We start from the raw sequence: 25,495 nt of genomic DNA on the forward strand, positions 1-25,495 counted from the left end.
ATGTTTCGGCGTTCCCCCGCTGGAGACATGGGCATGGCGCTGCCGCTCATGACCGACCAAAACGATCGTACAACGCGCGCAGCTTGCCGATCGACAGGATCTCTGCCCGTCGCCCCGCCTGTCGGACGACGCCTTCGCGCGCCAGCAGGTTCAGCTCGCGCGTGACCGCCTCGCGGTGGGTGCCGATACGCGCTGCGATCTCGGCATGGGTCGGCATCGGCTGAATGACGGCATGGTCCCGTTCGACACCGGTCTCGAGCGCAAGGCGCAGCAGCTCACGCTGAACGCGGCCTGCAACCGGAAGCGTCGCGAGGTCGGTGGTTTTGTTGGTGAGATCGCGAACCCGCGACGCGAGTTGTACCGCGATCCATAATCCCGCCTGCGGTACTTCGCCCAAGAACGACAAAAATTCGTCGGCCGTGAGCCGTGCGAGCGCCGTTTCCTCGATCGCGCAAACGCATGCCGATCGCGGCGATCGGCCGATCGCCGCAATCTCGCCGAATATCTCGCCGGGGCCCATGTCGCGTAGGATGGTTTCGCGTCCTCCATCGGAGAATCGCGAGATGCGGACCCTGCCGGTCTGGATCAGGTAGACATCGCCTGCCCAACTTCCCTCAGCGATTACAGTCTGGCGGGGGCGCACCCTAGACAGATGAGCGCGGGCCAGAAAAGCATCGCGCAAGTCCGGGGGCAGAAGATTCTCGCTTCCTTTCGATAGTTCTTCTGCCTGCGACTCCACTTGCTCGACCCCCTCATCAATAAAATTGTCGCAAAGTGCAGTTTCTCACAACGGCTTTGTGATGAGTGTCACCGAAAAAACTGCGCTCGGTGACTAGGCAGGCCAAGCCACGCCATTTCGACGTGGCCGGACATTCAGAGGATCTGACATGGCGGATGGGATGGGCCGCAAGGCGGCTAAGCAATTGCGTAGCGGATGGATTGCCCGCGTCGCCGCGGGCATGGTCGCAGCGGCGCTACTGGCGGGCTGTACCAACTTCACGGGAAAACGGTTCGATCTGTCGTCAAACCCTGCTGACAAGCCTGCCGGGCTATATGTCTTCGACGAGGTGCCGCTGCTGGTTGTCGCGAGCGGTCAGATCAGCGTGGTGATGGTCAAGAGCGCCGATCGCGGCACCGCCATCCAGTTCAATGCATTTCTTGCCAAGCACGACGTTTCGCTGGAGTTCTTCAGCACCGGCGGGCTGAGCAAAGTCACCAGCAACCAAGACGCGACAGCGCTGCCGCTCAAAATTGTGGAGGTGGTGAAGAGCGTGATCGACGAGTTGCCCGCTGGCGTGGGCCTGAGTGGATCGGCGGCTGGCAGTTTCCAAGTTTATAGCATCACCTTCGATAATGGTAGAATCACCGGCCTGACGCCGTTGATCACGGGCGATGCCGCCGACTTCGTCGCATTTGCGCCGGTCACGGGCGATTGGCTCGGCGACGTCGGTGGCACTGCCGCGCCAGCATGCGACTCGACGAAGCTGAAGCCCGGAGAGACCTGCCCCGGTGTTGTTTCGAAGAAGTGAGGCGGCGATGGCAACGAACGAACTCGTACCGATCGCCGCGCAAGGAGGGCGGGCGACGAACTTCCCCGGCAGGCGCCGGCCGCGCCTGCCACAGACGCTTGCCGCCGCGGCCGCCGAAGCGGCGGAGGCGATCGCGAGCCTCGACAATGTCTGCTACGTGACCGTTGGCGAGAAGCAGGTGGCTGGCGCGCCTAGCGGGGCTATCGCCTTGATCGCCTATGTCAGCAAGAAGGGCGACATCAATCGCGAACAGCGAGTGCCGCCGAGCGTGCAGGTCCGCTACGGCAACGGCCGCAAGCGTGACATTCCGACCGACGTCGTCGAATTGCTATCGCCGCCCCGCCTGCTAGGGATGCGCGCTGGCAATGTCATCGTCTCTGCCGACCGCGAGCAGGGTATGTGCGGCCTCACCTTTGAGCATCAAGGGGCGCGCTATGCCGCGACCAATGCGCACGTCGTCTCCAATCTACGTACAGGTAAATTGCCGGGTCAGCCTGGGGTGATCGATCCGGCAACCCATCGAGCGCGATCACTCGGCACCACGCTCTATTACAGCCGCGTCCAGCCCGGCGGCGATACCGCGGAGGATCTAGCGCTCATTCACGTGACCGACGTGCCAGTTGATCCGCTCGGCCTCGTCGGCGAAGCGGCACCCATTCGCGCGTTCGGCGATTTCGCCAGAATGCCCGGCGCGCGCTTCTGGTACAACGTAAACGGGGCGAGAATCCTGCTCGAATCCCCGCAACCCGTAATCAATCAGCGGGTCGAGATCACCGTCGATCACGCCGTCTTCTACTACAACAGCTTCTGGGCGCTTCGGATCGTGAGCGGCCTGATTACACCGGGGCATTCCGGGTCGCTGGTCTGTGAGGGAAACGGTAACCAGATCGTGGCGTGCGGAATGCTGTTCGGCGGCGCACCGCCCAACTTTGCGTTCGTGTTCCCGATACAGGGCATCTGGGACCGGATCGTGGCGCATCTGCCATAGCCTAAGACTACCGGCGCGGCACCCGCGTCAGCTTTCGGGGCGTAGTCACCAAGCCGCCACGTCCGCAATAGGCGAGCTCGCATGCGCGCCGGGGGTGCCCCGGGCGCGTCACGACGCTCAGGCGTCGGCAGCCGCCTTGGCGCGCGGCTTACGCGTCTTGGTGGGTGCCGGGGCGGGTGCAGGGGTTGCGGTACCCCGTGCGGCGCGGCCCTTGGCGCCGAGGCCGATCTTGTGCGCCATCGCGCGGCGCACTTCGGAATAGCTGGGCGCGACCATCGGATAGTCGGGCTTGAGATTGTAGCGTGCGCGATACTCTACCGGCGTCAGGCCGTGGGTCGAGAGATGCCGGCGCAGCGACTTGTAGGGCTTGCCGTCGATCAGTGAAATGATGTGATCGGGCGAGGCAAGCGACTTGCGTACCGATACCGCGGGCGTGAATTCCTCGGCGGATGCCGCGTCTTCGGCAATCACCGACGATGTGCTACCTGCAAGTTCGCTGACCGTAGCATGCATGGTGCGCAGGAAAGCGGGCACGTCTTCGGCGGCGACACGATTATTCTGGTTGCTCAGCCACGCGATCGTGAGTTCGGTGGCAAGCTCTACAGCATCGATGCTGGCTTCTTCAGACATTTTTGGCGACCTCCTGTTATGGTTGCGCTGCGGCTTGTTTTGGTCTGCAGCGGCGTTTGCGGTCCTGAAGTAGTTCCGTCCAGGTATCAAGGCGATATCGCTGCTTGGCACCTGGTGAGACGCGGTGAGACTAGTAAATCGTGCTGTTGCCAAGGCTAACAGCGGAATTTGGCTGGGCGATATGGTGGTAGGTCTCTGCGCATCGGCACACCTTGCTATGATCGAGATCAGCTTTTTGCTCGATCGCTTGCTGTTCGGGACCGCATGAAGCCCCGGTCGCTTTCCAAAAAGGCCGTCAGCATTGCCGGAATGAGTTCCGCCACAGGTTCCTCGACCTGGTAGGTCGATGCATAGGCAGCCGCATAGGCCTGCAGCGCGGACTGCAGGTCCGGCGTGATCGTGATGGTCAGCTTGACCGGTGTGCGATCGGGCAGTCTGCCCAGCTTGAGGTCCGCCATCAGCCTTCCTTCCCGTGCCAGGGCGCAAGCGCCAGATCCCGGGTCACCAGCACCCGCACCGGCGCACCGGGGCGGATCGTGATGGTGGGCTGGATATCGAGGTTGCGCTGGGTGATGCGGTCGGCCGCGCGCGCGCTGTTCGACTGGGCGGATTCGCGCAGCGCCTGGACGAGGTCGCTTTCGCCCGAGATCGTCAGCTCGGTGCCGACCCCGAGCAAGGTTGCGATGGCGACGCCCTTGAGCAGCGACCAGGTGTGGAAGTCGACCTTGTCGGACAGCCCCGCATAGCCCGACGGGTCGGTCGCCGGCATGTCGTCAAGGCGCAGCGAGCTGCCGTCTGGCAGGATGAGGCGTTGCCACAGGACGAGAGCCCGGCGCTGCCCGAAGGCGACGACATTGTCATATTTGCCGATCAGCCTGGTGCCTTGCGGCACGAGCAGGATGCGGCCCGTGGCGGTGTCGTACAGATGCTCGGTCACCTGGGCGGTGACCATGCCGGGCAGGTCGGAGTTGAGGCCGGTGATCAGGCTGGCGGCGATGACGCTGCCGGCGAGCACCATGTTCGGCGAGCTCGCTCGGGTCAGCCGATGCGCATTCTGGTCGGGATCCGGCGATCCGCGTCCGGCAGGTGCGATCGGGGGCACCTGGCCGACCTGATCCGACGGGCCCGCCGCGGACGTCGCCGGTTCGGGCGATGCTGGCGCCGCCGCGCCCTTGCCGCGACCTGCGTCCTGGAGCTGGACCATCAGCCCGCTTTCGCGAGCCGCCTTGAGCTCGGCGAGCCGCTGCTGGCGGCGGGCTGCCTCACTGTCGGCTTCGCTCGGCGGGGGAGCGGGCTCGACCTGCCGCCCCTGCGCCCTGAGAATCGGGCGTCCGAGATCGCCGGGAAGGGGCGGCCCGAGCTTCGGGATATCGCCATAGGTAGCCGGAACCTTGCCCAGCGCATCGGCCGCCGCCTGCGCAGCCGGCTGGGTCGCGTCGTTCTGCTGGGCCATCTGCCGGGTGATCCGCGGCTGCAGCGCAAGCCAGGCAACGCCGGTGACACTTGCCGATCCGAAGGCGGCGACGGCGATGATCACGCCGCGGCGGAAGCGGATCGCGCGGGCAGGCTGCGCCCGCAGCGCCACTGCCTCGGGCGCGAGCTTGGGCGGCGCGGGTGGGGCTTGAGGCTCGTCGGTCATGACCGCCCCCGGGTCCGCGCGATGCGCACCACCTGCTGCTTCTTCAGGCCGAGGCGGAGCTCGGCCATGTCGAACAGGCGATCGACGATGTAGAAGCGGCCGCTGACGCGGTAGTTGACCAGCTCCGCCTTCTTGTCCGCGCCGACCAGGAACAGCGGCGGCGCCTCGCCTTGCGCCAGGCTTGGCGGGAATTCGATGAAGGTCTGGCGACCGTCATCGAAGGCGCGCAGCGGGCGCCAGACCGGCTTGTCGCCGGAAATGGCATAGCCGAAGTTCAGCTGCTCGACGCTCAGCCCCTGCGCCATCGGCTCCGCTGCGCGCTGCGCCGCCGCCTTGGCATTCAGTGCCAGCAGCGTGTCCTGGGGATAGGTCCAGCGCAGCGCGGACACGGCGACCCGCGCATTGCTGGTGAGGCGCAGGTGATAGGCGCGCCGGTCGGTGGTGATGACGAGATTGGTGGCGAGGCCCGCGGCGAATGGCTTGACCAGGACATGGGTACGCTTGGTGTCGCCGCTGCCGCTGGTCGTATCGCCGATCGTCCAGCGGGCGGTATCGCCGGCGGCGACCGCGATCAGCGTCTCGCCCGGCTGGAGCGCGATGTCCGTGACCGCGCCCGGCGCGGTGTGCGCCTGGAAGATCGTGCCCTCGGCAAAGGCATAGACCTGGACCGCGTTCACGAAGCCCTGCGTGGCAGGCGCTTCGGTTGCCGCGCGATTGGCAGCCTGTGTTGCGCGCAGCGAGGCGTCCTGGGCATGGGCGGTGGGCAAGCCGGTCGCGGCGATCGCCACCGGCAAGAGCATCAGTCTCATCGGGAAGTCTCCTTAACGGTCTGGGGAAGGGGGCCGGCAAGGCCCGGGTCGAGCGGCGAGCCGAGCGGGATGTTGGAGGGAGGGGGCGATGGTGCTGGCGGTTGCTGCTGCGCAGGCGCTGGCGTCTCCAGCTCACGGCTCCAGTCAATCGCATCGACATAGATGCCGAGCGGATTGCGGCGCAGCATGTCGGCGCTGGCGGGTGTGCGCTGGACGATGGTGAGGATCGCGGTCCACCGGCTGGTTCCGGCTGGCGCGCCGCGCTCATAGGCGCTCTCGGTCCATTTGACCTGGAAGGAGCGGTCCGATGCGCGCACGACGCTGGTGACCTGCACCGACACGGTGCGCTCGCCGATCCGCTCGAACGGATTGGCGCTGCGGGCATGATCGCTCAGGAATTGCGCCCCGCGCCTAGTCATGAAGTCATAGGCGCCCAGCCAGTTCCGGCGCATCAGCACCGGGTCGAGCGACACCGACCGGATGTCGGTGATCAGCTTCGCCAGGTGCCACGCGATCTGCGGGTCGGTGGGGCGGTAGTCGCGCTCGGCCGGTTCGACCGAGCGTGCCTCGCCCAGCCGGTCGACCTCGACGACATAGGGGACGACGCGCGACTGGGTCGACTGCCACAACAGGCCGCCCGACGACGCTGCCGCCAGTCCCAGGCAAGCGAAGGCGACGAGGCGCCAATTGCCTGCCTGCACCCGCGCCGATCCGAGCCGCTCGTCCCATAGCTGGCCGGCGCGGTGATAGGGGGTCTCGGCGGGCGGGGTCCGCCCATAGCGTTGCACGCTGCGCTTGAAATACATGGCTCAGTCGTTCCTTTCCTTGATGTCGGGAGTGGCCGAGCCGCCGCCGCGGTCGCCCTGGCTCAGCCCATGGATCGCCATCTGGCGATGATGCCGGCCGGTCTGCTGCGCGCGCATCGCCTGCGCCCAGGCGGGTGCGCTCTCGCGAGACGACGACGGGGCGGCGCCTGTCTCGTTGAGGGCGTTCCAGGCGGCCTGCCGCCCCGAGCGCGCCGCCTCGCCGATCCCCATCGCCTGCGAGGCGCGGCTGCGCATCGCATTGCCAGCGGCCCGGGCGACGCCGCCCATGCCGGCCGCGACCGAGGGGGAGGGGGCGGTCTCCTGGCCGAGCTGATAGGCGGTCGATGCCGCCGACCCCATCGATGCGCCGGCGCGCACCGCGCCGACCGCTGCCCCGCCGAGCGCGCGCGCGCCGCCGATGCCGGCCGAACCTGCCACCATCGCGATGCCCGCGGCACCGGCCGCGGTGCCGAGCGCAGCCCCTGCGCCCAGTTGCGGCGCGCCCGAGACGAGCCCGGAGGCGATCGACGGGCCGAAGATGCCGAGCCCGAACAGCGACAGCGCGGCAAGAACAAGGCTCATCGCCTGGCCGATATCGGGCTCCTGGCCCTGCAGCGCGGCCGTGAATTCCTGGAAGAAGTTCGAGCCGATGCCGATGATGACCGCGAGCACCATCACCTTGATGCCCGAGGACACGACATTGCCGAGCACGCGCTCGGCGAGGAAGCTGGTGCGGTTCCACAGCGCAAAGGGCACGAGGACGAAGCCGGCCAGGCTGGTCAGCTTGAACTCGAGGATGCAGACGAACATCTGCACCGCGAGAATGAAGAAGGTGATGATCACGACGGCCCAGGCGAGCAGCAGGATCATGATTGTCAGGAAATTGTCGAAGAAGCTGACAAATCCGACCATCTCGCTCGCCTGGTCGAGCAGCGGCCAGGCGGCCGTGAAACCGGTGGCGGCGAGGCGCCCGGGCTTGAGCAGGTCATCGGCTGCCATCGTGCCGCCCCCGGCGGTCAGGCCGGCCTGGGCGAAGGAGCGGAAGATGATGTCGGAAAGCGTCGAGAAGCTGTTCAGGATCAGCGCGAAGACCCCGACATAGAGGATCTTGCGGATGAAGCGGCCAAGGATGTTGTCTTCGCCGCCGAGCGCCCAGAACAGGCCGGCCAGGGTGATGTCGATGCCGACCAGCACGCTCGTCAGGAAGCCGACATCGGGCCCGAGCAGCCCGAAGCCGCTGTCGATATAGGCGACGAACTGCGCCATGAACCGGTCGATGACGTTGAGGTCGTGCACGTCTGGCGCCTTTCGTTGCTCGTCGAGGTGATGATCGCGGGGCGCGGCAGGGGAGCAGCGCCGCACCCCGCGACCGCGGCGAGGGAGGGGCCTCGCCGCTGGCCGGGTCGGGCCTTCGCCCGAGGGGGCTAGTCGGGCGTGTAGGCCGACCCGGTTCCCAGGAAGCGTTTGGCGGCTGCCCTGGCTTCGGCAGCCTGGGTCGCGCGGCGCGCGGCCTCGACCGCTTCGCTGCGAAACTGCGCGGCCATCATCTGCTGGAGCTGGAGTTGCTGCTTGGCGGTGAGCGCGAGCAGCTGGTTGGTCGCCTGCTGCGCCTGCAGCGAGCCCTCCGCGCCCTGGCTGCGCGCGACGATCGCGGCCAGCGCCTGGGTGTCGTCGCGGACATTCTCGACGATCTGCGACTGGAGGGTCATCGCCTGCCGAAAGCCGTCGAGGCTCGCATCCAGCCGCTCGCGTGCGGCGCGGATGCGCTGGTCGCGCTTGAGGACGTCCTGGAACTCGCGCGGGAACATGCGGCGATACTGCTCGTCGAGCCGGTCGACCCTGAAGTCGATCGCCTGGGCCTGGCCCATTAGCCGGTCGATCGACTCCATCTTCTGCCGCAGCGCGTCGAGCTCGGGAAAGTCGATGCGCCTGAGCTGCTTGTCCATCGCGAGGAGCATCTGGGCTTCGTTCTGCAGCTGCTGGATCTGCTGGTTGACCTGCTGCAGCGTTCGCGCAGCGGTCAGGATGTTCTGCGAATAATTGGTGGGATCGAACACGCTGATCTGGGCGCGGGCGGGCGAGGGCGCGAGCATGAGCGGTCCGCCGAGCGCGCCTGCGAGGACGAGGGCAAGGGCGCCGGCGGGACGTATGGGGGTGAGGCGATGCATTACAGGTCTCCTAGGTCGAGGGTGAGAGGCGAGGGCGGGAAGGGAAGAAGGTCGGCTGCCCAGTCGAGCCCGGCCTCGCGCAGGAAGCGGCTGGCGAACCCGTCCTGGCCATGTTCGGCGAGCAGCGCGTCGATGCGGGCCTGGCTTGCCGGATCGGAAGCGCCGCACAGCGCGAGCGCGATCGGGCCCAGGCCGAGCTCGAACAGGCGGTTGCCGCGCGCCGACTGGAGGTAATAATGCCGCTTGGGCGTGGCGCGGCTGATTAGCTCGATCTGGCGCGCGTTCAGCCCGAAGCCCTCATAGATGCTGCGAGACTGGGGCTCGATCGCCCGGTCGTTGGGCAGCAGGATGCGCTGCGGGCAGCTCTCGATGATCGCCGGGGCGATCGACGAGCCGGCGATGTCGGCGAGGCTCTGCGTGGCGAACACCACGGCCACGTTCTTCTTGCGAAGCACCTTCAGCCATTCGCGGATGCGCGCCGCGAACAGCGGGTGGTCGAGGAACACCCAGGCCTCGTCGAGCACGAGCAGCGTCGGGCGGCCGTCGAACCGCGCCTCGAGCCGATGGAAGATATAGCTCAGCACGGGCGCTGCGACCGACGCCTGCCCCATGAGCGCCTCGGTCTCGAAGCACTGGAGGTCGCCGAGGGCCAGCGCCTGTTCGGCGGCGTCGAGCAGGCGGCCATGCGGGCCGTCGAGCGTATAGGGCTGGAGCGCGGTGCGCAGCGCATTCGACTGCAGCAGCAGCGCGAGGCCGGTCATCGTCCGCTGGTCCTCGGGCGCCGATGCCAGGCTCCCGAGCGCGGACCAGATCATGTCCTTGATGTCCGGGGTGACAGCTATGTTCTCATGATCGAGCAGGGCGGCGATCCAGTCGGCGGCCCAGCTGCGCTCTGCCGCGTCGTCGATTCCCCGAAGCGGCTGGAAGGACAGGCTCTGCGCGTCCGATGCGCCCAGCGCATGATGCTCGCCGCCGCAGGCGAGCACGGCCGCCCGCGCCGAGAAGCCCTTGTCGAAGACATAGACCTGTGCGCCGGGATAGCGCCGGAACTGGAGCAGCATCAGCGCCAGCAGCACCGACTTGCCGGCACCGGTCGGGCCGACCACCAGCATGTGCCCGACATCGCCGACATGGGTGGAGAGGCGGAAGGGGGTGGCGCCGGCGGTCTTGGCAACCATGAGCGGCGGACCGTCCAGATGGGCGTTGCGCGACGGCCCCGCCCAGACCGAGGACAGCGGCATCAGATGGGCGAGATTGAGCGTGTGGACGAGCGGTTGCCGGACATTGGCATAGACCTGGCCGGGCAGCGACGACAGCCAGGCCTCGACTGCGTTCACGCCTTCGCGGATCGTGGTGAAGCCGAGCCCGTTGACGATCCGCTCGACCCGCCGGACCTTCTCCTCGACTGCCTGGCCGTCCTCGTCCGACAGGGTGATCGTGGTGGTGAGATAGCCGAACGCGACCTGGTCCTGGCCGAGCACCTGCATCGCCTGGTCGGCATCGAGGACCTTGTTGTCGGCATCGCTGTCGAGCAGCTGCGCCGGCTGGTTGTACATCACCTCCCGCAGCAGGGCGGCGACCGACTTGCGCTTGTTGAACCATTGGCGGCGGATCGAGCCGAGCGTTTTCGTCGCCAGTGCCTTGTCGAGCGCGATGAAGCGCGTCACCCAGCGATAGTCGAAATCCTCATGGTTCAGCGCGTCGAGGATGCCGGGCCGGCTGAGATTAGGGAAACCCAGGATGGTGAGCGATCGCAGGTGTCGCGCGCCCAGCCGAGGCTCGAGCCCGCCGGTCAGCGGCGTGTCGGCGAGCAGGCCGTCGAGATAGAAGGGCGTCTCGGGCACGGTGACGGGGTGCGCTCGCTCGGAGACGCAGCCATGAAGGTAGGTCAGCGTCTCGGCGTCGTTAAGGGGCCGGACCTCGGGCATGAAGCCGGCCATCAGGTCGATGATGCGATCGGTTTCCGACACGAACCCGGCAAGCGCTGTCCGCCAGTCGCGGCCCTGCTCCACGTCAGGCCGCTCCACGAGCCCGCGGCCCGCCGCGTCGGTCGTGTCGGCGGGCGGCAGCCAGGTCAGGGTCAGGTGGTACCGGCTCTCATAATGTGCGCCTTCCTCCTCGAAGCCGGCGCGGCGCTCGCGGTCGACCAGCGCGCTGACGGGGTCGGGGAAGTCGCTTGCCGGATAGTCGAGCGCCTCTCGGCGCTCGGCGTCGAAGAACAGGGCCCAACCGCTGCCCAGCCGGCGCATGACATTGTTCGCCCGCGCACTCGCGGCGATCAGTTCGGCCTCGGTGGCGGACTCCAGGTCAGGCCCGCGGAAGCGGACCGAGCGCTGGAAGCTGCCGTCCTTGTTGAGCACGATGCCCGGCGCTACCAGCGCCGCCCAGGGAAGGTGATCGGCAAGCCGATCGGCCCGCTGGCGATATTCGCGCAGGTTCAGCATGACAGGTAACCCCTCTGCCGAAGGTGGCGCAGCAGGACGGGCGCGAAGCTCGGGTCGCGCTTCGTCGCAAGCACCGCGACGCTGTGGCCGACAGCCCAGATCACGAGCCCGGCGAGCCATTGCTGCAGCCCCAGGCCGATCGCTGCGGCAAGCGTGCCGTTGAGGATCGCGATGCCGCGCGGCGCCCCGCCAAGCAGGATCGGCGCGCCGAGGCTGGCATGGATCGGCACTTCGAAGCCGTCGAGATGGCCGGCGCCGTTCATCCGACCAGCGCTCCGCCGCCGAAGCTGAAGAAGGACAGGAAGAAGCTCGAGGCGGCGAAGGCGATCGACAGGCCGAACACGATCTGGATCAGCCGGCGAAAGCCGCCCGCGGTCTCGCCAAAGGCAAGCGTGAGGCCGGTCGTGATGATGATGATCACGGCCACGATCTTCGCGACCGGGCCCTGAACCGATTCCAGCACCTGCTGGAGCGGCTCTTCCCAGGGCATGCCCGAGCCGGCGGCCCGGGCGGTGGCGCACAGGGCAAGAAGTGTCGCCAATGCCGGGACGGCGAGGCGGCGCGGGCGAGGGGAGTGGAGACGTGCGATCATGGTCAGGCTCCTTCGGGCTTGGGGGGAAGCAGGTTGGCGAGGCGGTAGCCGCCGGTGGCGGGGTCGAGCCCCTCGACGCGGGCGATCTCGGCGATGCGGCGGTCGATGCCGCGGCCAGCGATGAAGACGATGATGTCGACCGCCTCGGCGACCAGCTGGCGCGGCACGGTGATTACCGCCTCCTGCACGAGCTGCTCGATCCGGTAGAGTGCGGCCAGCGCGCCATTGGCGTGAACCGTGGTGATCCCGCCGGGATGCCCGGTGTTCCAGGCCTTGAGCATGTCGAGCGCCTCGGGCCCGCGGATCTCGCCGACGACGATGCGGTCGGGGCGCAGGCGCAGCGTCGAGCGCACCAGGTCGGTCATGGTGACCACGCCGGCGCGCGTGCGCAGCGCAACCGTGTCCGCCGCAGGGCTCTGCAGCTCGCGCGTGTCCTCGATAAGGATGACGCGGGCATCGACTCCTGCCATCTCGGCGAGCAGAGCATTGGCAAGGGTGGTCTTGCCTGAGCTCGTCCCGCCGGCGACGAGGATGTTGAAGCGCTGTGAGACCGCGCTGCGAAGCAGATCGGCGGCGATGGCCGACATAATGCCGTCGGCGACATAGTCGCCCAGTGCGTACAGGCGCTGCGCCGGCTTGCGGATCGAGAAGCAGGGCGCCGCTGAGACCGGTGGGAGTAGGCCCTCGAACCGCTCACCGGCATGTCCCTCGCTGCTTGCCGGCAGCTCGGCCGAGACGATCGGGCGGCCGTCATGCGCTTCAGCCCGGGCGTGGCTGGCAACGAGGCGGATGATCCGCTCGACCTGCGCGGCGCCCAGGCGCCAGCCGGTATCGATCCGCCCCTCTCCGAGCCGGTCGATCCGGAGCGCGCCGTCGGGATTGACCATGATCTCCTGGGTCAGCGGGTCCGCCAGTGCGGCTGCGATGTCCGGCCCCATGGCGGTTGCGAGCATCGCCCGGCGCCGTTCGGCCGAAAGGGTCGGTGCAGCGGTCATGCCTCGGCCTCCGCCGCAAAGGTCCGGCGCCCGCTGGCGACCTGCCGCCCGACGCGTGTGATGAAGGCCTCGAACCGCTTCGCGCCGAGCGCGCGGCCGGCAGCGTCATCCTCGGCGAGCGGCGTCTGGATCGACAGCTCGAAGCGGATGAAGAGCGCCAGCGTCTCGAGCAGCACATGGGTGTCGGCGTCGATCCGGCCGATCGCGCGGGTCAGCCGGTCAAGACGGAGCGCGAACCGGTCCTCGAGTTCCGAAGCGCCGCGCCGATTGAGCCAGGCGGTGACCGCATCCTCGAGAATGGCGGACTTGGTCGCGCCCGGCTTGGCGGCAAGTGCCTCGAGCCGGTCGCTGAGCGGCTTCGAGAGGAACAGCTGATGCCGGATCCGCTCGGTCATCGCCCCAGCTCCATCTGCAGGTCGGCGGCGCGGCCCGAGGCCGTCTCCAGCGCATAGACCGTGCGAACGGCAGTAAGGCTGCGCGCCTCATCCATGGCGCGCTTGTCGCCGGCGGCGTCGCCATCATCTTCGGCGAAGCCGAGCACATCGACCGGCTCCAGCTCGTGGGTGGGAGCCTGCTCGACCTGGATTTCGGGTTGGCGCGCCTGCTCGCGACCCTCGGGCTCGCCCGGCCCATCGGGCTCGCAAGCCGTGGCAAGACGCTCATCGCTCCCGGCTGGCTTGGTCGCCCAGTCGTGCTTGCGCAGAGCGGGCAAATCGCGCTGGGCCGCGCCGTCGAGGCTGGGCGCGGGCCGCACGCGACCCGCAAAGGCGGGATCCTCGAAATAGCGCAGCTTGGCGGCGCGGACCGGCGGATGGCCGGAGACGAGGACGAGCTCGTCGGTCGGCGCGAGCTGCATGACCTCGCCCGGGGTCAGCAGCGCGCGGGCGGTCTCCTGCCGGCTGACCATGACATGCGCGAGCCAGGGCGCGAGCCGGTGTCCGGCATAGTTGCGCATCGACCGCTGCTCGGTCGCGGTCCCCAGCGCGTCGGAGACGCGTTTCGCCGTGCGCTCGTCATTGGTCGCGAAGGCGATGCGGACATGGCAATTGTCGAGGATCGCATTGTGCTCGCCGTAAGCCTTCTCGATCTGGTTCAGGCTCTGCGCGATCAGGAAGACGCGGACTCCGTATCCTGCGAGAAAGGCGAGGCTGGTCTCGAAGAAGTCGAGCCGACCTAGCGCCGGGAACTCGTCCAGCATCATCAGCAGCTTGTGACGGCCAGGCGCCGCATTGTCGGACGTCGGCGCGTGCAGCTGCTCGGTCAGACGACGTCCGATCTGGTTGAGCACCAGCCGGATCAGGGGCTTGGTGCGGCTGATGTCCGACGGCGGCACGACGAGGTAGAGCGATACCGGGTGGGCAGCCTCGACCAGGTCCGCGATCCGCCAGTCGGAGCGCGACGTGACGGCGGCGACGGTCGGGTCGCGGTAGAGGCCGAGAAACGACATCGCGGTCGAGAGCACGCCCGAGCGCTCATTCTCGGACTTGTTGAGCAGCTCGCGCGCCGCCGACGCGATGACGGGATGGACTGCGGGCGTCTCTTCGTCGCCGAGATGATTGGTCGTCATCATCAGCCGAAGCGTCGAGGCGAAGGGGCGCTGCGGATCTGAGAGAAAGGTCGCGACGCGAGCGAGGGTCTTCTCCTCCTCGGCATAGAGGATGTGCAGGATCGCGCCGACGAGCAGCGAGTGGCTGGTCTTTTCCCAGTGGTTGCGACGTTCCAGCGCGCCTTCCGGGTCGACCAGGATGTCGGCGATGTTCTGGACGTCGCGCACCTCGTCCACGCCGCGACGCACCTCGAGCAGGGGATTGTATCGTGCCGATCGGGCGTCGGTCGGGTTGAACAGCAAACAGTGCGAGAACAGCTTTCGCCAGCCGGCGGTCAGCTGCCAATTCTCGCCCTTGATGTCGTGGATGACGGCGGACCCGGTCCAGGAGAGCAGGGTGGGGACGACCAGGCCGACGCCCTTGCCCGAGCGGGTCGGCGCGAAGGCGATGACATGCTCGGGTCCGTCGTGGCGAAGGTAGCGGCGCCCGATGCGCCCCATTGGGATGCCGCGCTCGCCCAGCAGCCCGGCGGCCGCGATGTCGCGCCGGCTCGCCCAGCGCGCCGAGCCATAGGTCGTGACGCTGCCTGATTGACGCGCCCGCCACAGCGAGCCGAAGATCGCCGCGCCGCAGCCGACGAAGCCGCCTCCTGCGGCGATCGCGCCTGCCTCGTCGAAGACGGCCGGCGCATAGGCATCGAAATGGTACCACCATGGGAAGATTGCCCAGGGGCGGTAGATCGGCTGTCCCAGCAGGATCAGCGAAGGCGATCCGAGCTCGGGCTGATAGCCCAGCTGCGATGCTGCCCATTGGGTCGCGATCCAGATGCCCGCGACGACGATCGCGAGTACCACGAGGATCTGTCCGATGAGCAGCTTGGTCGGGGTCATGCGGGCCTCCGCCCGCATCAGACTCGGTTGTCCGCGGGCTTGGCTCAGGGTCCCAGAATCCCGTTCGGACTGTCAGATACCCGCTGGGGACGGGAGGTACCTGCGCGGTGCCAGCCGCGCGGGCGCTTGCCAATGTCTGGCATGACTACGGCCATGGAGCATATCGCGCTCGCGGGAGCCTTCGGTGAGGGTCCGGGGACACTTCGAGGTTGAAAAGTGTTCATGCTTTGTTCTAGCCGGGCGGGGCCGCCGATTCGGCGCGAAACGCAATGGAGCTCCAGCATGCCGCGTCATCCTGCCCGTCAGTCGCCGGTGCTTGAAGGGTGGAGCATGGGGTCGTCGGCGATGACGTCGAGCGCTGGGGCGATGCTTGCCGCCGGGAATCCGTCGGAAATGTCGCGACGCGCCAGGTGGTGGGCGTGGTGTTGTCTGCGGGACCGGCGATGATGGAAGCGGTCGAGAAGGTAAACTGGCTCGCGCATCGCTGGCCGGTCACGCTGGAAACATTCCACTACGGGACCTGGCTGGTCCATGTCGGTAAGGTCGAGGGCCACCGGATTGCACAGGCGACCTCGCGCGAGGAATATGACACTTGGCTCGCCAGTGCGCGGCCGCTCTGCCTTGCGCGGTTCATTGCCTCACGGCCCGCGCTTCACCCCGCTGTCGCCCTGGTCACCGCGGGCACCTACCGGCTTGGGCGCATCCCGGCCGAATTATGGTGCGGTTATGACGTGACGCCCCTGCTCGACATGCCGGTCTCCACGCTGCTCTCGGCCAAGGTTCGGGCGATGTTCCCGGCCTGGCCAGGCGTCCTCATCCGGGTGGTTCGCCAGGACCAGCTCGGGTCGCTCGACCTGCAGCCCGCCCCCGATCCCCAGGGGCCAAGGCTCAAGGTGGTGGGATAGCGATGGGCCGATACGATCGCGAGGGCGGACAGGTGCCGACCACCTTGTTCGAGTGCGCGGCGTTTCATCGCACGGTCGAGGTGAAATGTCCCGGCTGCGATCGCACAGAGGTCTTTCATGCGGCTGCCTTGTGGTGGCTGTTCCACCGCAAGCGCTGGCGTGATCATCTCGACTTGGTAGCGCCCCGGATGCGCTGCACCAGCTGCGGCAGGCGCGGCGTGCCGGTGCGACCGAGCCGCCAGCCGCCGACCATCGTCCATCTGCCGCTTCCTGAGGATAGCGAATGGAAGCGCGCGGTCAGCCGCTTCCGATCATAACAGGCCGGGCTGAGTTGCGGGAGCGACGGCCTTGCGCCACGGCTCGTTGGTGCGGTCGACGACGATGAGATCATCGGGAAAGCAGCGTTCCTGGAACCCCACGATCTCGTCGAAGCTGCCATGCAGCCATCGATCATGGTCCTCGCGGTGCAGCAGGACCGGCATGCGGTCGTGGACCGGTCGGATCGCCTCGTTGCAGTCCGTCATGACGCCCGAATAGACGGGCCCCCATTCGGCACTGTCGCGCCACAGCCCGGCCCAGGCGAAGATCGGCTCGTCCACGACGGAGAACCACGTCCGGGTCTTGGCACCCTTGGCGCCCTCGGCTTCCGCGAACGCGGTGAGCGGGATGAGGCAGCGCCATTCTGGCTTTCGGGCGAGGCCGATCCACATGTTCTTTCGCAGGTCGGCGATGTTGTTGACCGGCTTGGGCTTGGCGGCCGGGCTCATCGTCTTGAGCCGGAGTGGAAACCCCCAGGTCATCGACTGCATGATCCGGCGGCCCTCGGTCTCGCGGATGACCATGCCGGGATAGCCGGGATAGACTTCCTCGCCGGCATTGGACTGGACCGGCGTGTCGACCCCGAAATGGGCGGCCACCTCGGCTGCGGACTTGCGGACGGTGTAGAGGTTGCACATGTGTTCAGGCTAGCCTGCGTCGGGTCGCAGGCGCAACGCGCAGCCTTCGACTTGCATGATCACAGCAGTCCCAGCTGCTCGCCCTCGGGCGGCGGACCGCCGCCGCGCCATGGGTCATCGGTCACGATCCGGTCGATCTGGTCGGCGTCGACCGGTGCGCGAAACTGGAATCGGATCACATCCTGGATGCCGCCCTGCAGCCAGAGGTCATGCTCGTCGGGCTCCAGCAGCACCGGCATGCGATCGTTGGTCGGCGGGATCGCCGAATTGGCTTCCATCGTCATGCCGGCATAGCTCGGGCCGATTTCGGGAATGTTGCGGCAGAAACCGGCCCAGGCCATGATCGGCCGGTCCTTGAGTGCGAACCAGGTACGCGTCTTGGCGCCAGGGTCGCCATCCGGATTTCCGAAATGGGTGATGGGGATGATGCAGCGGTAGCGCGGCTCGACGACCATCTGTTCCCACATCGGATTGGTGAGATCTGCGACCAAGCCGATAATGTCCGCTTCCTTTCCCTGCAGCCTCACGTCGCGAATATGCCTTGGGAAGCCCCACCGCATCATGCGCAGGCGGCGCCGCCCGTTCGCCTCGAACATGACCAGCCCCTGTCGGCCTTCGGTCACATCCGGCGGGATCGCGATCGGCTCCTGTGGTTCTGCATTCAGGAAGGAGGCGACCTGGTCGAGCGAAGCCCTGAGGCTATGCAGGCGTGACATGGCTGTTTCCACTCCCGACCTCGCTCCTGATCCAAGCTCCGGCGCCGAACGCCAAAAACCTGGCAATCGCTCAACCTGACCAGCAGCAAGCTGCTTGCTGTCCAGGCTTTGGGCTCCGATCGCTTGATCGGAGGAGTGCTCGAACAAATAGTGAACGAGCGCAAGGGGAGTCAAGATAAGCGCGGCGGTATGATGGGCTCCGTGGTCGCATGCGGTTCTGGCGGGTGAGTTTCGGCCATACCGGCGGCTCCCGCGATCAGCACTCTCGCGCACGACAGTGCCTGACAGTCTGCAGCAACCTGGTCCTGCCACGTCTCAAGCTTCGGCATGTCCGAGGCGTGTCCTCCTGGACAGTCGCTCGAAGACGCCTCCACGTTGCCTCGGCAGCCAGCCGCGCGCAGCAAAAAAATCGCGAGCGCGACCCCGTAGTTCGCCGAATGCCGCGTCAATCCCTTCGAGCGTCGGGCCGATCCGACGGAACGAGGGGAAGAAACGATGTCGAAAAAGGTCATTCTCGCAGCGTTGCTGGTCGCGCCGATGATCCATCCGGGCCTGGTGATCCAGAACGCGCATGCTCAGGCGGAAGCGACCGTATTCGATATGCCGCCGCAGGATCTTGCCGTGACCCTGCGCGCGATCGCGCGCCAGGGCGGACGCGAAATCCTGTTCGCCGACGCCGATGTGCGAGGGCTCCGCGCACCGGCGGTACGGGGCAGGCTCACCGCCGAACGGGCAGTTCGGCTCGCGATCGCCGGCAGCGGGCTGGAGGCGGGCGAGCAGGACGGTGCGCTGGTCGTCCGACCTCGGACGCAGAGCAGTGGCGATGCGGATGCGGAAGGAACGATCACTGTGACCGGCACGCGCATCCGCGGCGCGACCGGGCCGTCGCCGGTCACGGTCGTCAGCCGCCGCGGGCTCGAGGAGCAGGGCATCCCCGACCTGACCGGTCTCTCGCGGATCCTGCCGCAGAACTATACCGGCGGGCAGAATCCGGGGGTGGCCGGCGGCGGCGACCAGGGTGGCTATAACAACCTCAACAATTCCACGACGCTCAATCTTCGCGGGCTGGGTTCCGACGCGACTCTGACGCTCATTAACGGCCACCGCCTGCCCTATGACGCCCTCAACCAGGGCGTCGATATCTCGACGATCCCGCTTGCCGCGCTCGAACGGATCGAGGTTATCACCGACGGCGCGTCGGCGCTTTACGGCTCGGATGCGGTCGGGGGCGTCGCCAACATCATCCTGCGCCGCGACTATGAAGGGCTGCAGGCAAGTGCGCGCCTCGGCACCTCGACCGAGGGCGGGAACACCCAGCAGCAATATTCCGGTGTGACAGGTGCGCGCTGGCCCGGCGGCGGTTTGATGGTCGCGCTCGACTATGCCAAGGCCACGCCGATCTATGCGGACGATCGCCCGTATAGCAGCCAGCTCCAGCCGACCCAGATGCTCGCGACGGGCAGCCGCCAGGTCAGCAGCGTCCTGGCGGGACACCATGATCTCGCCTCGTGGCTGTCGTTCGAGGTCGATGCGCAGCTTGCGGATCGCAGGTCGCGCAAGGCGAACGTCTTCTCGGTGACTGCCCCCGTCACCTATTTCGGCCAGATCAGCATGCCGATCGTCAGGTCCTATGCCGTCACGCCGTCGCTTCGCATCCAGCCGGGCGGTGGCTGGGAGGCGGTGCTCGAGGCGACGCAGGGCGCGAGCTCCACGGTGAACAATGCCCGGCGCTATACCAGTGGCGTGCTGCTGGTCGGCTATTCGGCCTATGACAATTATCTCAGCAACTATGAGGTCAGCGCCGAGGGGCCGCTGCTGCGCCTTCCCGGGGGCGATGCGCGCCTTGCCTTTGGCGGCGGCTATCGGCGCTTCCGCCTCGACATCCTTGTGCGCACGACAACAGGAGGTGTGACGCGGGTGACCCGCGATACGGAGGAACGGCGCGAAAGTCTCTTCGGCTATGGCGAATTGTCGGCGCCGCTGGTCGGCGAGGCCAATCGCCGGCCGTGGCTCGAGGCCCTGCGCCTGAGCGCGGCGCTCCGCTATGAGCGCTATGAGGGAATCGACGCGGTGGCGACGCCCAAGCTGGGCCTGGTCTATGCACCGCACCGCGATGTCACGCTCAAATATAGCTGGGGTCGCTCGTTCAAGATCCCGACGCTGAACCAGGTCAACCAGAACCGCGAAGCGGTCCTGCTCGCCGCGAGCCGGTTCGCGCCGCAACCGACGCCACCGCTCCCGCCGGGATCGACCGTGCTGCTGGTCGGCGGCGGCAACCCGGACCTGCGTGCCGAGCGGGCGACGAGCTCCACCTTCACTGCCGAATTCAGGCCTCGTTTCATCGACGGGCTGCGCGTGGAGGCCAGCTGGTTCGACATCGATTATCGCGGGCGCATCGCCTCGCCGATCAGCGACACGCTGTCTTCGCTGACGAATCCCGCCGCGGCAGACTTCGTGCTTCGGTCTCCGACCAGGGCCCAGCTCGATGCACTCATCGCCTCGGCCCCGCTCGGCCTCGGCAACCAGAGCGGCGCGCCGTACGACCCAGCCCTCGTTGCTTTTGTCGTCGATGCGAGCCTGCGCAATACGGCTCGCGAGCGGGTCCGCGGCGTGGATATCGCGTTCGACTATAGCGCCCCGCTCGGTACCGACAGCCAGCTTCGGCTTTCGGGGTCTGCAAGCTATCTCGATGCCAAGCGCCAGGGCGCCGCGAGCCTGCCTTCGGAGCGGCGGTCGGGCATCATCTTCACCCCTCCGAAATTCCGGGCGCGAGCCACGATCGGGTGGGAAGGAGCGGCGGTCCAGCTGTCGGGCTCGATCAACTATGCCGACGGCACGCTCGACAACCGCTTCCCGCAGCGCGTCGAACTGCCGGCAACCGCGACCGTCGACCTGAGCGGCGCCTACCGTCCGGAGGGGCAGGGCGTGTTCTCCAACCTCGAGTTGAGGCTCAACGTGCAGAACCTGCTCAATCGCGAGCCCGATTTCATCCGGACGTCGGATCCCTCATCGGTCGCGTTCGACAGCACCAACCAGTCCCCGATCGGGCGGTTCGTGAGCGTCTCGGTGACGAAGCAATGGTAAGGGGGCGCGCCGTGGCGGCCTTCGCCATGCTCGGCCTCGCCGCGTGTCCGCTCGTGGCCCGGGCGGAGCCGGGCTGCGCCGACATCGTCCCGGCGACGACCGCCGGTCCGCAGGACGTGCGTGCCCTGGTGCCGGAGGACCTGGCGCGCCTCCGCGATATCGGGCCGGCTGATCCGACACAGCGCTCTGACGGCCTGTTCTCGATCTCACCGGATGGGAGGCGGGCGGCATTCCAGCTGCGCCGAGCCGATCCGGCGGCCAACGCCTATTGCCTGGCAATGGTGGTGGTCGACCTGAACGCCAAGAAAGAGCCCGTGGTCGTTGATCGCGGTGGCGACTTCATCCGGCGGCCGGTTGAGTTTCGGGGCATGGCCAATTTCCCGAGCGGGGTCGCCGATCCGATCACGCCGCGCTGGTCGCCCGACGGCAGGTGGATCATGTTCCGCCGCCGCGACGGCGGCGCGGTGCAGCTCTGGCGCGCCCAGGCTGACGGCAGCGGCAGTTCGCCGCTGACGGCGAGCCAGGATGATATCGACGACTTCCGCATCTCGTTGGATGGGCGCACCATCATCTACTCGACGAGGCCGGGCCTGCGCGCGGCCCTGGCCTCGATCGATGCCGAGGGGCGCTCGGGGTTCCGGTATGACGAGCGGTTCTCGCCGGCGTCGAGCAGCCGACCCTTTCCACGAGCGCCACTCGAGCGAGCGGTCTGGGCCCTCGACCTCGCAGGCTTGGCGACTCGCCCTGCGACAGAAGCGGAGGCGGCCCTGCTCGATCGGCCGACGATGCAGGAGGGTAGCTGGACCTCGTCTGCTGGGGCGGGAGGAGCTATCGCACGGATCGAGGGCGCTGCCGGCGAAGCCGCTCTGATACTCGGTCGGCTGGTTGTCGAGCGGAGCGGTCGCCGAATCGAATGCGGTGCGGCAGAATGCGCGGATGCGAGCTCTCCCTGGTGGGAGGGCGATGCAATCCGCTTCATGCGCCGTGAGGGCCATGCGCGGAGTGCGACCGCAATCTACGAATGGCAGCCTGGCTCACGCGTGGTGCGACGTCTCTATGCGACCGAGGATGTGCTGCTCAATTGCGTGCCCGAGCGCTCTGGCCTCGTCTGCCTGCGGGAGGCGTCGCGCCAGCCACGTCGGCTCGAGCGAATCGAGCTCGCCGACGGCCGGCGCAAGGTGCTCTTCGATCCGAACCCCGAGTTCGGGTCGCTTCGGCTCGGCGCGGTCGAGCGGCTCGCATCGACGAACCGGTTCGGGCTCGATGCGTTCGCGGACCTGGTGCTGCCGACCGCCTATGTGCCCGGCAGGCGATATCCGCTGATCGTCGTCCAATATCGTTCGCGCGGCTTCCTGCGCGGCGGGACGGGCGATGAGTATCCGATCCAGGCATTTGCCAATCGCGGCTATGCGGTGCTCAGCGTCGATCGCCCCAGGCCGGTCGGGGCGGGAGATGCCGCGCGCGCGCTGGACATCGACAAGGGCAACATCAAGGGTTTTGGCGATCGGCGCAGCGTGCTCGACACTGTCGAAGGCTTCGTCCGGGTGGTGATCGAGCGTGGGATCGCGGACCCTGATCGCATCGGTATCACCGGCCTGAGCGATGGCTCTGCCACCGCAGTCTTCGCCCTGCTTCACAGCAACCTGTTTTCCGCATTCGCGATGAGCAGCTGCTGCCCCGACACCAGCCTGCCGGTGCGGGTCGGGCCGGGAGCGGCGAAGCAGTTTCATTATATGGGCTATCCTGCCCTGACGGACGACGGCGCGGCTGCCAAGGCGTTCTGGCGCGAGATTGCGATCACTCCGAACTCCGCCGCCATCCGGGCCCCCATTCTGGCGCAGGTCTCGGATGACGAGCATTGGGGCGCGCTGCAGAGCTACACTGCGCTTCGAGAGCAGGGGCGGCCGATCGACCTCTACATCTTTCCCGGCGAGCACCACGTAAAATGGCAGCCGGCGCACCGGCTCGCCGTCTACAAGCGGTCGCTCGACTGGTTCGACTATTGGTTTAAGGGCGAACGCGCGTCCGACCGGGCAGAGGACGTCGCCCATTGGGACCGGCTGAAGCTCGAACTCGAAAACCAGTCGGACGTGGCCGGGTCGTCCAGGCCGTATGAGGGGCGCGGCGATCCATGACCGTGGCGAGCGGGCGCGCGCAAGCGCCCGCTCGCTTCAGTTCAGTCTTCGTCGAGACACGTCGGCATCATCATCCCGAACTCGCTCTCGGTGATGCCGACCGTGAGTCCGCGCGTGTCGGTGCTCACCTGCCCGAGTTCGATGACGGTCGCCTGTTCGTTGCGCATGATATTCTCCTTTCGATGCTACCGACCCTTCACGCTCGGGATTCGGTCGGTGATGGGATGCCGTCGTCGTGATGCCATGGCGGTCAGCCATGCCTCGACATTGGCCAGCCCGAGCAGGCGCACATTCTCCTCGCCGGTCGTCGCACGATCCGGTCGAAGGACTTCATCGATCGCGCCCCGATCGATGAGATGGTGGGCGGCGAGTTGGCCGCCCTGCAGCCGCTCGCGCAGTTCTGCGCGCTTGTGCCGGACGATCTCGCCGCAAAACGGGTCGGGGGTCCCCTTGATCCTGCGTTCGACGATCGCCGGGGGCAGGGCTGGCGCGAACGCGCTTCGAGCGACGGACCGGTCGCGACCGCCCTCGCGCCACTGCCAGCTCGGTATCGAGAGGCATGTCTCGATGATCGGCTGGGAGAGCAGGGGGTGGATGACCGGCGCGATGCGGCTTCGGTCGGGCTCAAGCGTCAGATGGGCGCGGAGCAGGCCGGCGATATGGGCGGCCTTTCCGGGCAAGGCCCAGGGCGGCGCATCGAGCCACGGATGATCGAGGGCCACCGCTCCGAGCGATGCGAGCAGCTCCGGGTGGAGCAGCGCGGCACTTGGCTTCCATTGGTAGCGCGGCGACTGGCGCGCGATGCGGGCTGCCGCCCGAGTGACGCGCAGCGGACCGGCCCCGGTTTGGCGACAGATATCGCGCAGCGTCGCGAAGGCGCCGGCGCCGGGTCCCTCGTGCAGCGCGCGATCGGCCAGCGCTGCCGCGGATTGCGAATAGCCAAAGACACTGTCGCCGCCATTGCCGGTGAAGAAAGCGTCGGCCCCGTCACGGGCTGCGATCTCGCGGTGCGCGCGCTCATAGGGTTGGGCCTCGACGCGACCGGCGGGCCGGGGAAGATGCGCGCCAAGCGCTTGGCCAAGATCGACCTGTGCCAGGTCGTAGCGCCAGTCGCTGAGCGGCAGGCCGAGCGCCTCGCACAGAAGGCGAGAATAGTCTCGCTCGTCGCCGGCGGCGTCGTCGGTGAACAGGGTCAGGCATGACGCGGCACTGCCGGTGTCGGATAGGCATGCGGCCACGATCGATGAATCGAGGCCGCCCGAGACGCTGAGCAGCGGGTGCCGGTACAACGATGCCCACGAGGCGACGCAGTGGGTCACAACGCGGCGCAGTCGCTCCGCGGTCTCACCGGGTTGTTCATCGCGCGGTTCGACATGGTCCCAGGGCGACCAGCGGTGCTCGCGATGCTCGACGGCGTCGGCGAACCGCATCGCGGCTCCGGGAAGCAGCATGGTGACGCCTTCCAGGGCGGTTTCGATGGTCGGCAGGCCGCCCGAATGAAGGTGGCGGCCCAGCGCATCCCAGGCAACGTCGCCGATCGGAACACCGGCGCGCTGAAGCAGGTCGAGGTCGGATGCGAACAACCGCGTATTCCCGGCCCGAGCGGCATAGCAGGGGAGCGCGCCCGAGGGATCGCGCAGGAGTTCATCGCCATGCCCGGCTGGCCACAGCGCGACATAGCCTCCCCAATAGTGCGCGAGCAGCGTGGCTTGGCCGCCGCCCACCAGCGCAGCCTGCTCCGATGGACTGAACGCCTCGATCGAGCGTGCCGGGCCGTGCCGACGAAACAGCGTGCCGATTACACAGGCGTCGGAACCGATGGCGAGACAGGTGCAGCCGGCATTGGTGAGGGCGATGATCCCGTCGGCACGCCAGGCGATGTCTAGCCCGGCTCCTCTGACCGGTTGCGCCTGCGCTGCCAGATCCGGACCGGGGCCTGCGAGGATGAGGTAGCGCGGCCTCACGGGATCACCAGGATCGGGGTGTAGAGGCGCACCTGTTCGAGGTCGCCGACGACCACCGCGTCCGCAGCCTGGACCCAGCTATGTGCCGCGAAGGGATGAAGGCGTACGCCGAAGACCAGGGCGGCGCGCTCCCCATGTCGGTTGCACAGGGCGCGTGCGGCAATGGCGCGCGGCAGGCATTGATCCTCGGCACGCAAGGCGATTGCGCTCGCGGAAAAGGCACGCGCGATGTGCACGAGCCCGTCCGCGCGTCGCGGCACTGTGCGGCCGAGCGGGCGATCCCGGCTGAGCCGGCCGATCGCCTCTGCCAAGCTGCCGCGCCTCAGCCGGCGCCGGGCGCGAAGCTGCTCGGCCATTGCCGTCACGATCGTCATCATGGGCGCGCGGCCACCCTGGGCCAGTGCGAGATCGCGGGCCGCGAGGCGATGGTCGGCGGGACTGGGTTGGCGGGCATTTCCGGGGCTGGCGACACCGACCGCGATCAGCGCTTCCGCCGCCGCGGCATCGATCGCCTCTCCGTTCGCCCAGCGCTGGAACTTTCGGTCCAGAGGCTCGGGCAGGGCGAAGTAGCGATCCCCGGGCAAGTCGAGGAACACCGCCTGTGCGGCGCACCGGCACCAGGAGATGCCGTCGGGAAGGTGAATTGGAGCGGACATGGGAGCGCGGGGGAAAAGGCGCGTGTCCAGGGGACACGCGCC

Annotated in this window: 25 protein-coding genes; 6 read left to right on the plus strand and 19 right to left on the minus strand. The window is 67.6% G+C overall.

What is annotated here, in order from left to right; genetic code table 11:
- Positions 1-46: 46 nt before the first annotated feature.
- Positions 47-739 (minus strand): Crp/Fnr family transcriptional regulator, encoded by a 693-nt coding sequence (locus tag ACZ1H8_RS12145; RefSeq protein WP_465177444.1) that lies wholly within the window; start codon positions 737-739, stop codon positions 47-49.
- A gap of 148 nt (positions 740-887) precedes the next feature.
- Here ACZ1H8_RS12145 and ACZ1H8_RS12150 point away from each other — a divergent pair, with 148 nt between their 5' ends.
- The gene (locus tag ACZ1H8_RS12150) at positions 888-1,529 is read left to right on the plus strand and encodes a hypothetical protein (RefSeq protein WP_465177445.1); all 642 of its coding nucleotides are present in this window, start codon (positions 888-890) and stop codon (positions 1,527-1,529) included.
- Between the two features lie 7 nt (positions 1,530-1,536).
- Entirely contained in the window at positions 1,537-2,517 is a 981-nt protein-coding gene (locus ACZ1H8_RS12155) for a hypothetical protein (protein WP_465177446.1), read from the plus strand.
- 117 nt (positions 2,518-2,634) lie between these two features.
- On the opposite strand, the gene ACZ1H8_RS12160 is transcribed toward ACZ1H8_RS12155, so the two are convergent.
- From ACZ1H8_RS12160 to ACZ1H8_RS12220, 13 genes are all read right to left on the minus strand, one after another.
- Positions 2,635-3,147 carry a Ros/MucR family transcriptional regulator gene (locus ACZ1H8_RS12160; RefSeq protein ID WP_465177447.1) on the minus strand — a complete coding sequence of 171 codons (513 nt, stop codon included), beginning with the start codon at positions 3,145-3,147 and terminating at the stop codon, positions 2,635-2,637.
- Positions 3,148-3,374: 227 nt separating this feature from the next.
- On the minus strand, positions 3,375-3,605 hold the full coding sequence (locus tag ACZ1H8_RS12165) for a DUF2274 domain-containing protein (RefSeq protein WP_465177448.1): 231 nt from the start codon (positions 3,603-3,605) through the stop codon (positions 3,375-3,377).
- A complete protein-coding gene (locus ACZ1H8_RS12170; protein WP_465177449.1) occupies positions 3,605-4,786 on the minus strand; it encodes a TraB/TrbI/VirB10 family type IV secretion system protein in 1,182 nt (393 codons plus the stop codon). The genes ACZ1H8_RS12165 and ACZ1H8_RS12170 overlap by 1 nt, the downstream gene beginning before the upstream one ends.
- Positions 4,783-5,595, minus strand: a complete 813-nt coding sequence (gene trbG, locus ACZ1H8_RS12175; RefSeq protein ID WP_465177450.1) for a P-type conjugative transfer protein TrbG — start codon at positions 5,593-5,595, stop codon at positions 4,783-4,785. Before trbG ends, ACZ1H8_RS12170 begins: the two co-directional genes overlap by 4 nt.
- Positions 5,592-6,401 (minus strand): conjugal transfer protein TrbF, encoded by an 810-nt coding sequence (gene trbF / locus ACZ1H8_RS12180; protein WP_465177451.1) that lies wholly within the window; start codon positions 6,399-6,401, stop codon positions 5,592-5,594. The genes trbG and trbF overlap by 4 nt, the downstream gene beginning before the upstream one ends.
- A 3-nt stretch (positions 6,402-6,404) precedes the next feature.
- Positions 6,405-7,697 carry a P-type conjugative transfer protein TrbL gene (trbL, locus tag ACZ1H8_RS12185; RefSeq protein WP_465177452.1) on the minus strand — a complete coding sequence of 431 codons (1,293 nt, stop codon included), beginning with the start codon at positions 7,695-7,697 and terminating at the stop codon, positions 6,405-6,407.
- Positions 7,698-7,825: 128 nt separating this feature from the next.
- Positions 7,826-8,569 carry a P-type conjugative transfer protein TrbJ gene (gene trbJ / locus ACZ1H8_RS12190; RefSeq protein WP_465177453.1) on the minus strand — a complete coding sequence of 248 codons (744 nt, stop codon included), beginning with the start codon at positions 8,567-8,569 and terminating at the stop codon, positions 7,826-7,828.
- Positions 8,569-11,013 (minus strand): conjugal transfer protein TrbE, encoded by a 2,445-nt coding sequence (gene trbE / locus ACZ1H8_RS12195; protein WP_465177454.1) that lies wholly within the window; start codon positions 11,011-11,013, stop codon positions 8,569-8,571. Before trbE ends, trbJ begins: the two co-directional genes overlap by 1 nt.
- Entirely contained in the window at positions 11,007-11,276 is a 270-nt protein-coding gene (locus ACZ1H8_RS12200; protein WP_465177455.1) for a VirB3 family type IV secretion system protein, read from the minus strand. Before ACZ1H8_RS12200 ends, trbE begins: the two co-directional genes overlap by 7 nt.
- Complete coding sequence (locus tag ACZ1H8_RS12205) at positions 11,273-11,605, minus strand: TrbC/VirB2 family type IV secretion system protein (protein ID WP_465177456.1); 333 nt, start codon at positions 11,603-11,605, stop codon at positions 11,273-11,275. The genes ACZ1H8_RS12200 and ACZ1H8_RS12205 overlap by 4 nt, the downstream gene beginning before the upstream one ends.
- A gap of 2 nt (positions 11,606-11,607) precedes the next feature.
- Entirely contained in the window at positions 11,608-12,600 is a 993-nt protein-coding gene (trbB, locus tag ACZ1H8_RS12210) for a P-type conjugative transfer ATPase TrbB (RefSeq protein WP_465177457.1), read from the minus strand.
- Entirely contained in the window at positions 12,597-12,995 is a 399-nt protein-coding gene (locus ACZ1H8_RS12215) for a CopG family transcriptional regulator (RefSeq protein ID WP_465177458.1), read from the minus strand. Before ACZ1H8_RS12215 ends, trbB begins: the two co-directional genes overlap by 4 nt.
- Complete coding sequence (locus ACZ1H8_RS12220; RefSeq protein WP_465177459.1) at positions 12,992-15,037, minus strand: conjugal transfer protein TraG; 2,046 nt, start codon at positions 15,035-15,037, stop codon at positions 12,992-12,994. Before ACZ1H8_RS12220 ends, ACZ1H8_RS12215 begins: the two co-directional genes overlap by 4 nt.
- A gap of 419 nt (positions 15,038-15,456) precedes the next feature.
- Between ACZ1H8_RS12220 and ACZ1H8_RS12225 the strand changes: the two genes are divergently transcribed.
- Positions 15,457-15,942 (plus strand): hypothetical protein, encoded by a 486-nt coding sequence (locus ACZ1H8_RS12225; RefSeq protein ID WP_465177460.1) that lies wholly within the window; start codon positions 15,457-15,459, stop codon positions 15,940-15,942.
- Between the two features lie 2 nt (positions 15,943-15,944).
- Positions 15,945-16,259, plus strand: coding sequence for a hypothetical protein (locus ACZ1H8_RS12230; RefSeq protein WP_465177461.1), 315 nt, complete (start codon positions 15,945-15,947; stop codon positions 16,257-16,259).
- On the opposite strand, the gene ACZ1H8_RS12235 is transcribed toward ACZ1H8_RS12230, so the two are convergent.
- Both ACZ1H8_RS12235 and ACZ1H8_RS12240 read right to left on the minus strand, forming a co-directional pair.
- A complete protein-coding gene (locus tag ACZ1H8_RS12235; RefSeq protein ID WP_465177462.1) occupies positions 16,254-16,898 on the minus strand; it encodes an SOS response-associated peptidase in 645 nt (214 codons plus the stop codon). The genes ACZ1H8_RS12230 and ACZ1H8_RS12235 overlap by 6 nt on opposite strands.
- A gap of 59 nt (positions 16,899-16,957) precedes the next feature.
- Complete coding sequence (locus ACZ1H8_RS12240; RefSeq protein WP_465177463.1) at positions 16,958-17,761, minus strand: SOS response-associated peptidase family protein; 804 nt, start codon at positions 17,759-17,761, stop codon at positions 16,958-16,960.
- A 348-nt stretch (positions 17,762-18,109) separates the two neighbouring features.
- On the opposite strand from ACZ1H8_RS12240, the gene ACZ1H8_RS12245 reads away from it, so the two are divergent.
- Complete coding sequence (locus ACZ1H8_RS12245; protein ID WP_465177464.1) at positions 18,110-20,698, plus strand: TonB-dependent receptor domain-containing protein; 2,589 nt, start codon at positions 18,110-18,112, stop codon at positions 20,696-20,698.
- A gap of 11 nt (positions 20,699-20,709) precedes the next feature.
- Positions 20,710-22,833, plus strand: coding sequence for an Atxe2 family lasso peptide isopeptidase (locus tag ACZ1H8_RS12250; RefSeq protein WP_465177465.1), 2,124 nt, complete (start codon positions 20,710-20,712; stop codon positions 22,831-22,833).
- Positions 22,834-22,874: 41 nt separating this feature from the next.
- Here the strand turns inward: ACZ1H8_RS12250 and ACZ1H8_RS12255 are convergent, their stop codons facing one another.
- From ACZ1H8_RS12255 to ACZ1H8_RS12265, 3 genes are read right to left on the minus strand one after another with little or no spacing between them, the layout of a single operon-like run.
- Positions 22,875-23,000, minus strand: a complete 126-nt coding sequence (locus ACZ1H8_RS12255) for a hypothetical protein (protein ID WP_465177466.1) — start codon at positions 22,998-23,000, stop codon at positions 22,875-22,877.
- A gap of 18 nt (positions 23,001-23,018) precedes the next feature.
- A complete protein-coding gene (locus tag ACZ1H8_RS12260; RefSeq protein WP_465177467.1) occupies positions 23,019-24,797 on the minus strand; it encodes an asparagine synthase-related protein in 1,779 nt (592 codons plus the stop codon).
- Positions 24,794-25,453: a lasso peptide biosynthesis B2 protein gene (locus tag ACZ1H8_RS12265; RefSeq protein ID WP_465177468.1), complete on the minus strand. Its 660-nt coding sequence runs from the start codon at positions 25,451-25,453 to the stop codon at positions 24,794-24,796. Before ACZ1H8_RS12265 ends, ACZ1H8_RS12260 begins: the two co-directional genes overlap by 4 nt.
- Between the last annotated feature and the right edge of the window lie 42 nt (positions 25,454-25,495).

Source organism: Sphingomonas sp. BL-S-25 (assembly GCF_055521555.1).